This is a genomic window from Schleiferilactobacillus shenzhenensis LY-73, from assembly GCF_000469325.1.
Classification (GTDB): Bacteria; Bacillota; Bacilli; order Lactobacillales; family Lactobacillaceae; genus Schleiferilactobacillus; species Schleiferilactobacillus shenzhenensis.
In genome coordinates this window covers 10,272-12,171 of the sequence record NZ_KI271609.1, presented here as the reverse complement: position 1 = coordinate 12,171, position 1,900 = coordinate 10,272, and the positions used below count along the sequence as shown (strand labels likewise).

At 59.7% G+C, this 1,900-nt stretch carries 2 protein-coding genes; both read right to left on the bottom strand.

Annotation, left to right across the window (positions count from 1 at the left end; all coding sequences use genetic code 11):
• Window positions 1-202: 202 nt before the first annotated feature.
• Window positions 203-1,330, bottom strand: coding sequence for an alanine racemase (alr, locus tag L248_RS13390; RefSeq protein ID WP_040536896.1), 1,128 nt, complete (start codon window positions 1,328-1,330; stop codon window positions 203-205).
• Entirely contained in the window at window positions 1,330-1,689 is a 360-nt protein-coding gene (gene acpS, locus L248_RS13385) for a holo-ACP synthase (protein WP_040536895.1), read from the bottom strand. Before acpS ends, alr begins: the two co-directional genes overlap by 1 nt.
• Window positions 1,690-1,900 lie beyond the last annotated feature (211 nt).

The window sequence follows — 1,900 nt, the reverse complement described above, 5'->3', positions numbered from 1 at the left end:
CCTCATTCTAGGCGGCAAAGCCGCCAAGAATGATTTCACCACTGAGCCCGTTTTGCCCACGCTTGCTACGCGTTGGCACTCGGTATGTCGAAATATGAATCTTGTCCCAATCTCTTTGCTTCACTCGACGCACGGCACTGCGTCATTTCCGTATGGTATCCCGTCCCAGTATTTCCCAAACCAATACTTATCATTCTGTTGCTTAGCGGTTAATATACCTGCGCGGCAGGCGCTGTGTCAAGATGCAGCACAACTCGTAGTGGATCGTGTGAGAATAATCAGCGACATCCTGCATGCTAATCGTTTCACCGTGGTCACTGCCCACCAGCGTGACGGTGGTGCCCACCGGGGTGTTCTCCGGGAGCCGAATCATAAACTGGTCCATGCAGATTCGGCCGACGATCTCGCAGGGTACCCCGTTGACCAGGACGTGGAATCCTTGTAACCGGCGCAGCCAGCCGTCGGCGTAACCCAGCGGCACGGTCCCGATCCATTCGTCGCCTTGCGCCTTGTATGTGGCCCCGTAGCTGACTGCATCGCCGGCGTGGATCTGCTTCACGAAGGTCAGCTCACTGGTCAAGCTCAGCGCCGGCTGCAACGGATACGGCAGTTCGGGTATGCCCCGCCCGGACGGATTCAAGCCATAGAGCGCCACGCCGAAGCGGATCATGTTGCCATTGCACGCCGCGTGCCACAGACTGGTAGCTGAGTTCGAGACGTGCACGTAACGCGGCTTCTTGGGCAGCACTGCCACTAAGCCATTGAACTTCTGGGCCTGCTGCTGGAAATACGTTGTATCTTTCTCATCGGCGGTGGCGAAGTGGGTGAAGACCCCTTCAGTGAGAAAGAGGTCCTGGTGGGCCGCCAGATAATCAGCAGCGTCCCGCAGGTCAGCTGCATTCCGGAACCCGATCCGGCCCATGCCGGTGTCCAAGGCAATGTGCACCTTCAGCGGAGTGTTGGTCCGAGCCTGCAAGTCTTCGGCAGCGGCCGTCAGCCAGCTTAAACTGCCAAAGGTCAAGGACACGTCATTGGCCGCGGCGATTGCCGCCTGTTCCGGCGGCGTAATGCCCAGCACCAAAATGGGCTCAGTGAAATGGGCCGCCCGCAATTCCAACGCCTCGTCCAGCAGGGCCACGCAAAAACCGGTCGCGCCGGCCTGCTGACACGCTTGGGCGACGGCGACCGCGCCGTGGCCGTAGCCGTCCGCCTTGACCACTGCAAACAGCGCGCTCTTACCGGCCAGCCGCTGCATTTCTTCCTGGACGTTATGCCGAATGGCGGCCAGATCCACCGTCACCCGTGCTGGGCGCAAATTCCCCACTACCATCAACTGTCACTTCTCTCTAAAATCACTTCGGTCATCGCCAGCGTGTCGGTATGAGAAATCGACACGTGCGCAGGACCGGCGAAGGGATGCTTGGTGACCACCGGCCGGCCCTGGGCGTTGTCCAGGATCTCAATGTCTTGGAACGAGATGGGCCCGAAGCCCGTGCCGTACGCCTTGCTGTAAGATTCCTTGGCAGAAAAGCGGCCGGTGAGGTATTCAGCCTGGCGCTTCTCCGTTAACGTCTGGTAAACGGCGAGTTCCGCCGGGGTCAAGACCCGTTGCGCAAACCCGTCCCGGCGCGCCGCCGCCTTCTGGACGCGGGCAATATCGGTAATATCCACGCCGATGCCTTTGATCATCCAATTCACTCCCTTGTGTTGGCTCAATTTTACCACGGACCGGCCACTGCCACATCTTTAGTGCCAACGTTACTATCGGTTACTGGACCAGGTGGCTATGGGCTAATGGATTGGGAGGCAGGGCAGTGTCTGGCGTTGGCCCGGGTGACTCCGGGCTCCGCGGGCTGGGGCGGCGACGCGAAGCTAGTGCGAAGCCGGTCCGCTTTGCTAG